7 protein-coding genes are annotated in these 8,203 nt (G+C 35.5%); 3 read left to right on the top strand and 4 right to left on the bottom strand.

The genetic code is table 11. The features are described 5' to 3' along the window. The 3 genes from Q0L65_RS13790 to Q0L65_RS13800 form a co-directional block, all read right to left on the bottom strand. Nucleotides 1–1,307 (bottom strand): MBL fold metallo-hydrolase (locus tag Q0L65_RS13790; protein ID WP_296687417.1); only part of this gene is annotated, 1,307 nt, incomplete at its 3' end. Nucleotides 1,308–1,386: 79 nt separating this feature from the next. Then, entirely contained in the window at nt 1,387–2,175 is a 789-nt protein-coding gene (locus tag Q0L65_RS13795; RefSeq protein ID WP_296687419.1) for a sulfite exporter TauE/SafE family protein, read from the bottom strand. 66 nt (nt 2,176–2,241) lie between these two features. Further along, the gene (locus Q0L65_RS13800) at nt 2,242–2,871 is read right to left on the bottom strand and encodes a Crp/Fnr family transcriptional regulator (RefSeq protein WP_264532855.1); all 630 of its coding nucleotides are present in this window, start codon (nt 2,869–2,871) and stop codon (nt 2,242–2,244) included. Nucleotides 2,872–3,603: 732 nt separating this feature from the next. On the opposite strand from Q0L65_RS13800, the gene Q0L65_RS13805 reads away from it, so the two are divergent. Beyond that, on the top strand, nt 3,604–4,269 hold the full coding sequence (locus tag Q0L65_RS13805) for a hypothetical protein (RefSeq protein ID WP_296687422.1): 666 nt from the start codon (nt 3,604–3,606) through the stop codon (nt 4,267–4,269). Nucleotides 4,270–4,420: 151 nt separating this feature from the next. On the opposite strand, the gene Q0L65_RS13810 is transcribed toward Q0L65_RS13805, so the two are convergent. Further along, nucleotides 4,421–5,398 (bottom strand): IS110 family transposase, encoded by a 978-nt coding sequence (locus Q0L65_RS13810; protein WP_296687423.1) that lies wholly within the window; start codon nt 5,396–5,398, stop codon nt 4,421–4,423. 746 nt (nt 5,399–6,144) lie between these two features. Here Q0L65_RS13810 and Q0L65_RS13815 point away from each other — a divergent pair. Further along, nucleotides 6,145–6,456: a rhodanese-like domain-containing protein gene (locus Q0L65_RS13815; RefSeq protein WP_296687426.1), complete on the top strand. Its 312-nt coding sequence runs from the start codon at nt 6,145–6,147 to the stop codon at nt 6,454–6,456. Between the two features lie 47 nt (nt 6,457–6,503). Beyond that, nucleotides 6,504–8,084, top strand: a complete 1,581-nt coding sequence (locus Q0L65_RS13820; RefSeq protein ID WP_296687428.1) for an NADP-dependent glyceraldehyde-3-phosphate dehydrogenase — start codon at nt 6,504–6,506, stop codon at nt 8,082–8,084. Nucleotides 8,085–8,203: the final 119 nt, after the last annotated feature.

Consider the following 8,203-nt stretch of genomic DNA (forward strand, 5'->3'; position numbering starts at 1 on the left):
TCCAAAATAGAAGCCGCAATCATCGAACGGTAACCGCCTGCGCAGTGCAAGAAAAAATGTTCTTTTGGATTGATGTCTTTTACCCATTCGTTGATGTACGCCAAAGGTTTGCTATACGCCTCTTCCACATGCTCGGCTTCGTATTCACTTTCTTTGCGAATGTCGATGATTTTGCTTTCGCCAATAGTCACTTGATTGGCAAATTCCTCGGCTGAAATGCGGTTGATGGTATCTATTTCGTGACTTGCTTTTTTCCAAGCCTCGAAACCGCCTTCTAAATGTCCGATCAGGTTGTCAAAACCCACACGGCTCAAACGGGTTACCGTTTCCTCTTCGCGACCGTTGGGAGTCACTAAAATAATCGGTTGGTTCACATCGGCAATTAAAGCGCCTACCCAAGGTGCAAAATCGCCATCGATGCCAATATTAATTGCCTGCGGAATGAATCCTTGTGCGAACTCCCCATTGTTGCGAGTGTCTAGAATGAGTGCTTTGGTTTCCTCCACCATCATTTCAAATTGGTTGACAGGAATAGCGCGCATTCCGTTGTTCAAAACGGTTTCAAAACTTTCGTACCCTTTTTTGTTCATCGCTACATTCATCCCAAAATAAGCAGGTGGAGGCAATAAACCTTCGGTAACTTCTTTAATAAATTCTGCTTCGGTCATATTCGCTCTCAACGCATAATTGGTTGCTTTTTGGTTACCAATAGTAGATACCGTTTCTTTACTCATATTTTTTCCGCAAGCACTTCCGGCACCATGAGCAGGATAGACAATTACATCATCGGCTAGCGTCATGATTTTGTTGCGAAGCGAATGGTACAAAGTAGCAGCTAATTCTTCTTGTGTCATCGAAGCGGCTTTTTGAGCCAAGTCAGGACGACCCACATCGCCAATAAATAAGGTGTCTCCAGAGAAAATCGCGTGGTCTTTTCCGTTTTCGTCCATCAATAAGAAAGTGGTACTTTCCATGGTGTGACCTGGCGTGTGCAGTACTTTTATTTTGATGTTACCCACTTCAAACAGTTGATTGTCCTCGGCAACAATGGCTTCAAACTCTGGTTTAGCGGTTGGCCCATATACAATTTTGGCTTTGGTTGCTTTGCTCAAATCCACGTGACCCGAAACAAAATCAGCATGGAAATGGGTTTCAAAAATGTATTTTAATTTGACGTTATCGCGTTCCAAACGTTCTAAATACGGTTGTACTTCGCGCAATGGGTCAATAATGGCGGCTTCTCCGTTAGAAGTGATATAATACGCACCTTGTGCTAAACATCCGGTGTAAATTTGTTCTATTTGCATGATTGTAAATGTCTTTTTTTTGAACTACAAATGTAATTCTGAATTTTGATTTGTATGGTGACTTTAGTTACTTAACTAGTTATTTTAAGAAAATTTCTTTGGTGATAATATAGAGGCCCATAATGAGGATGAACCAACCAAAAATAGGTTTGAGTTTGCTGCCGTCAATTCGTTTTGAAATTTGGGTACCAACGAGCATTCCAATAAAGGCAATACTCGAAATAGTCAATAAAAAGGGATAATCAATGGGTGTATTAATGTATAAATCACCTGCGAAACCAATACTGGAATTGATAAAAATGATTAGTAATGACGTTCCTACGGCTTGTTTCATGGGAAGTTTAGCAAAAAACAACAAAGCAGGAATGATTAAAAATCCACCACCCGCACCTAGAAAACCCGTGATGATTCCGATGAAAAAACCAATAATGGCGAGTTGAGTATAATTAGTTGTAATACCTTGTATTTGGATGGTTTTAGTACGAATCATCGAGATGGATGCTAAAATCATGAGTATCGAAAAAACAATCATGATTAGGAAATTTTTCGACACTTTGTAGGAAGCTATCGAAAATAGCGTTTCGGCAATTTGCGGAAAAATAACTTCTCGAATAATTAAAATGGCGAATATAGACGGTACCGCAAAATAGAGCGCCGATTTAATTTTGAGGTTTCCCATTCTGTAATGGCTAATGCAACCTAAACCCGCCGTGATTCCCACAATAAACAAGGAATAGCTAGTAGCTAGTTCAGGGTCGATTTTGAATAAATACACCAATATAGGTATGGTCAAAATAGAACCACCACCGCCCACTAAGCCTAGTGAAAGTCCGATAATTATAGCAGCAAAGTAGCCTATGTATTCCATCTGTAATTTTTATTGCAAATGTTGGACTTTAGAATTAGTATTAGTGTAACATTTGTCACAATGGTACTATTTTTTCAACAATTCGATGTGGTTGCGGTGTAATTTCAATAAGTTGCGCTGTTCCATTTTTTTGAGTAATCGCGAAATTACTTCTCGGGATGTATTGAGTTCTGTAGCAATTTCTTGATGCGACAATTTTAAGTCTTGGCAACCACAAGCATCGGCGTGGCGTTTTAAATAGAATTCCAAACGCTCGTCCATCGCTCTAAAAGCGATGCTGTCAATGACTTCTAATACTTCTTCAAAACGACTACGGTAGGTGCCAATAACAAATTCGTACCAAGAACGGTGTTTCATCATCCATTGATCCATAAGGGATAGTGGCACCAAAATCAACTCTGCGTCTTCGACCACTTTAGCCATGATTTGGCTTTTTTCCGATTTGGTGGCACACACCATCGAGATAGCGCAAGCCTGACCAGGTTGGAGGTAATACATGAAAAACTCGCCGCCTTCTTCGCCTTCCCGATAGACTTTGATTTTGCCTTTGGTTACTAGAACGGTGTTCTTGATGTACTGACCTGTTCGCATAATGACGGTTCCGGTTTTGAAACTTTGCACCGAATCATTGGCCTCAATATCAGCGATTAAGTCGTTGGAGAAACTAGGAAATGTCTTTTTGATTACAGCGTCCATTTTTTGGATTGATTGTTTTTATTGAAAACGTAAAAATACAGCATTTTTTTGATTAAAAGTAATTGGATTGGTTGTTTAACCAATATTTTGTCCCTAAGGGACTAACTGAATAGAGGAGTTGTTTTTGTTACCGATATTTTGTCCCTACGGGACGGAGTGTATTGTTTTATTGGGTATCAAAATCTTGTTCGTATAGTCCAAAGTTGTACGATGCCCTCAAGTTTTGTTACCGTTATCTTGTCCCTACGGGACAGCGTTTATTCTATCATTGGTTACTAAAATCCTGTCACTATGAGACAAAGAGAGTGTCGCTATTAAGTTTTGTTATCGATATTTTGTTCTTACTTGTGTGTATTCCTTTATCGGTTATCAATATAAATTGTGACATGATAACTTAAAATTGAAACGTGCTCCGTTAGGAGCTACATCTTGGTAATCTCAAATGACTTTCCGATGAAAGTCCCGTAGGGACGGTATATTGGGATAATAATTTGTTTTGAAAAGGGATTGACTTTCTTTACTTTTATTTTCAGAGACTGAATGCTTGCAAATTATAAGGATTATTTGTAGATGTATTCATTTGAATGAATTTTCATTATATTTGGTTTGAGTTGGCTCAAAGTCAGGAGACTTTGCGCAGCGGGGGTGACTTGAAATAATTAATAGGCACGAGCAAGATGCTCGCGCCAGCAGGGGGAACTATTTTTTGGAAAATATCAAAAAAACAATAAAATGATAAAAAAAATAATAATTACAGTACTATTCATTTTTATTATCTCATGTAAAAATAACAATCTTATTTTTGTTCAAAATAAAGAGATGGTAAATGACACAATAAAGCCAAAATTTTTAAATAAAAATTCATCATGTTATTCTAAATCATTGAAATTTAGTAAAAAATATGGATTTGTGATTTCTGATTTTTATGATGTTTCTGAGGAACAAACTTATGACATAGACAGAGATTTAAAAAAAGATACAATTGCCATTTTATCTCCATTAACTCTTACTCCAGCAACGGATTGTGAATTAAACAACGACCAATTAATAGATAATAGAATTTTAATTATTTCTATGTCAAATGGAAAGAAATTTTTGTTTGATAATGTTATAACTAATGAGTTGGGAATAGGGGCACTTGGAGCTGAATTTATTAAGAAAAGTAAAAATGGATTTATATTAGAAAAGGAGATAGGGCAATCTTGCTTTTTTAGATATGAAATTCAAATTAAATATTCAGATAATAAATTTATAATTCAAAATATTTTTTTACATACTGGCGGATGTCCAGATAGTAAGACTAATAACATAAAATTCGACTTTTCTAATAAAAGATATTTATTAGAAAAATATAATAGACAAACAATAGATTCTTTAAAAAATAATGAGAAAATTTAAGGTAGTGTTTACTCTGTAAAAAACAAATTTAAATTAGATTTTTTTATAAATAAAAGTTAACCAATAAGGCATAGGTTTGTCATTATAGAGTAATTTTTATATTACTCTAGGCAATACAGCGTATATGTTTTTTTATTTGTTTATCTGTTTTTTAGGTTAATCTAGGGTCTTTAGTTATCAAGGCAACATCAAAGGCTTTTTTAGAGTTGATTACTGCGTAAACCATTCTTAATAGTTTATTTGCAACATTGTTCATGACCAGATAAAAATGTTTTCCTTCCATCATTTTTCTTTCTCTATAGAGTCGAAATTCTTTATTGTAAACACAAATTGTTTTAGCACAAATATGTAGTAATGACTTAAGCTTTTTGTTTGCCCTAAAATGTATTCTTGCTTTTTTTGCGATATTACCACTTTGATTCGGATAGGGGCATACACCGGCATAAGCAGCAGCTTTCCTAGCAGAATCTATTTTTTTAAAATTTCCTGTAGAAATGATTAATTCTAAAGCGGTAACTTTTCCGATACCAGTAATACTAGTGATAAGATTAAAGTTTTCAATAATTTCATTCGATTGTTCAATGATTTGAAAAATTTGATTTTCAGTATTCTTAATTTGATTTTGAAAGTACTTAAGAGTCTCTTCTCTCATTTCATGTTCGGCAATTGAATGATAAGGATTTTGTTTTAACATAGTTCCAGAGGTCGAAAAAGTTTTTAAAGCTTTCGCTAATTGATTTCGAAGATTGAAGAGGTTTTTGATTTCGGTCATTACCTCATCATCGGGTAAGTTAAATATTAATTTGTCTTGAAAACGAAACGCATACTCCCAAATTCTTTCGGCATCCAACTGATCTGATTTTCCTTTCCTATTACCAAGGCTATGTTTAATATCAAAACCTGAAGCTAGCGCTATCTTAATTTTGTATAGATAGGTTAAATGGAGGATTAAATTAGTGTAAACCCCTGTATATTCAGCACAAATTAGATCCTCTGATTTCATTTGTTCAAGAAATTTACAGATACTATTAAAACTGTTTTTAATTCTTTTTTGAAAAGAATTTCCATCATCTGATTTGGAGAAAATATCCAAATAATCTTTTGAAACATCAATTGCGTAAATTTGCATGGCTATAAATTTTAAAATAATGAAGTTCCCGTGTTTTGAGTTGCTAAAACCGTATGCTAATGGGTTTCTAACCCAGATTACTCTCAAGAATGCTCAAAATAAACATACTGTTCCTAAAACATTACTTAAGTTATGCTTGTATCAAAGTTTAGGTTAACGCAGTATGTGGGAATTTCATTTAAGATTAATAATATAAAATTATGTATATATTGTTAATATATTTTACAATACAAAGCTAACGGTATCAAAATTAGTGATGGTGCTGAAAAAGCTAGTTAATAAACTGAAAATCACACACGCTGGCGCGAGCATCTTGCTCGTGTCTACAAACAAATAAATAAAACCAATTTTTAAAAGATTAACTACGGTTGCTTTTTTTGTACTGAAAAATATACGGGTATTCTAGCCCCGATAGCAGTGGCATCCCCCGCTAGGGGATATAGCGAATAGCGGGACTGCACGAGTTACAAAGGCAAAAAAGAGTGCTTCCAAATAAAAGTATATCCGCTTGTGTGCTGCTCTTTTTTTGTAATCAATGTGTCAAAATTACGCGTGTTAATTGAAGGTTAATTCATTTTTAATTCTACTTTAAATCGAGTGTTTTTCTCGGTTTTTTTCGATAAAATCAGAATTTGAGCTATAGAATGATTATTCGCAAACGTTTTCTTGAAAATACTATTTAATTCACAAACCTTTGATTTATTGTTTCATAAAAACCTCGTATTTTTACCCAAAAATAATTTGCTATGAATTTAACACAAGAAGATTGGATTGCTCAATTTGAGTCAGACGAAAATGGTGTGATACTCGACGTGAGAACAGAAATGGAATTTGAAGAAGGATATATTGCGGGAGCAATTAATTATGATTTTCATCAAGGTGCCGCTTTTGTGACTGATTTAGAAACATTGGATAAATCCAAAAATTACTATGTATACTGTCGTTCAGGAGCTAGAAGCGCTAATGCGTGTGCGATTATGAACGAGCTTGGTTTTGAAAATACCTACAATTTATTAGGGGGTATTATCGAGTGGGACGGTGATATTGTTGAGCCTTAATTTAGACCAAAACCAACCCCAATTTAATAACAACACAACACCATATTATGAGTACAATTCCTCAAGAATTTCAAATTACTTCGACCTTAGCTCAAGATACCTATCTAGTTAATGGCGAATTAAAAAAATGGACTGGAGTAACCACACCGGTTTATTCGACTATATCTTCTACGGCAAATTATGCGCCTACTTTGTTAGGAACGATTCCGGCTATGGGAGAAAAAGAAGCGTTGGAAGCCGTTGAATCGGCTGATTTAGCGTTCAACAATGGTCAAGGTTTGTGGCCTACTATGAAAGTGGTCGATCGCATTAAGTGCATGGAAGATTTTGTGACCAAAATGAAAGAAACTCGTGCCGAAGTAGTCAAACTATTGATGTGGGAGATTGGAAAAGCCCTTGGCGATTCTGAAAAAGAATTTGACAGAACGGTGGAGTACATTTATGACACGATTGATAGTTTGAAAGAGCTAAACAGTAGAAGTGCTCATTTTAGTAAAGTACAAGGTATTCACGCGATGGTGCGTAGAGGGCCGTTAGGAGTAGTATTGTGTCTTGGACCGTACAACTATCCTTTGAATGAAACGTTTTCTTTGTTGATTCCGGCTTTGATTATGGGGAATCCGGTAGTTTTTAAACCTGCTAAACATGGCGTATTATTGTTATCTCCGCTATTGGAAGCGTTTAGAAGTAGTTTCCCAAAAGGGGCTATCAATATTATTTACGGTAGAGGTAGAGAGGTGGCTTCGCCAATTATGAAATCAGGTAAGGTAGGTGTTTTGGCTTTGATTGGAAACAGTAAGTCGGCCATTGCTTTGCAAGACCAACACCCAAATAAAAACAGATTGCGTTTGATTTTAGGATTAGAAGCAAAAAATCCAGCGATTATTTTGCCAGACGCTGATTTGGATTTGGCTATCCAAGAATGTATTACTGGTTCGTTGTCTTTCAACGGTCAGCGTTGTACAGCATTGAAGGTATTGTATGTTCACGAATCGATTGCGCAAGAGTTCAATACTCGTTTTGCGGCTAAAGTAGATGCTTTGGCTTTTGGTAATCCGTGGGAAAAAGGAGTGATGTTAACGCCACTTCCAGAGAAAGAAAAACCAGCGTATATTCAAGAATTAATTGACGATGCGAAAGCTAACGGCGCTCAAATTTTGAATGCCAAAGGAGGAGAACATAGCGATAACTTTATATTTCCAGCGGTTTTATATCCTGTAAACAAAAATATGCGTGTGTACCACGAGGAGCAGTTTGGTCCAGTAGTGCCAGTAATTTCGTTCAAAGATATTCAAGAGCCATTGAACGATATGGCTGAATCCAATTACGGACAACAAGTGAGTTTGTTTGGAAAAGACATCAAAACGATTGCACCACTAATTGATACTTTGGTGAATTTGGTGTGTCGAGTTAACTTGAACAGTTCGTGTCAAAGAGGACCAGACGTATTCCCATTTACAGGTCGTAAAGACTCTGCGGTAGGTACTTTGAGTATTCACGATGCGTTGCGTTCGTTTTCGATTAGAACCTTTGTTGCTTCCAAAGACAATGCATATAACAATGAAATCTTGCAAGAATTATTGAATAGCAAGGAGTCTAACTTCATCAATACAGACTATATTTTGTAGTCTGATTTTTTCATATTTAAAGCGTCTTATTTGTAAGAATAAGACGCTTTTTTTATTCAAAGTTATTAACAAAAAATTGTTAAAAACTTTAATTTATACGTACTATTTTTTTAATCAAT

Origin of the sequence: Flavobacterium sp. (genome assembly GCF_024642105.1) — a bacterium.
Classification (GTDB): domain Bacteria; phylum Bacteroidota; class Bacteroidia; order Flavobacteriales; family Flavobacteriaceae; genus Flavobacterium.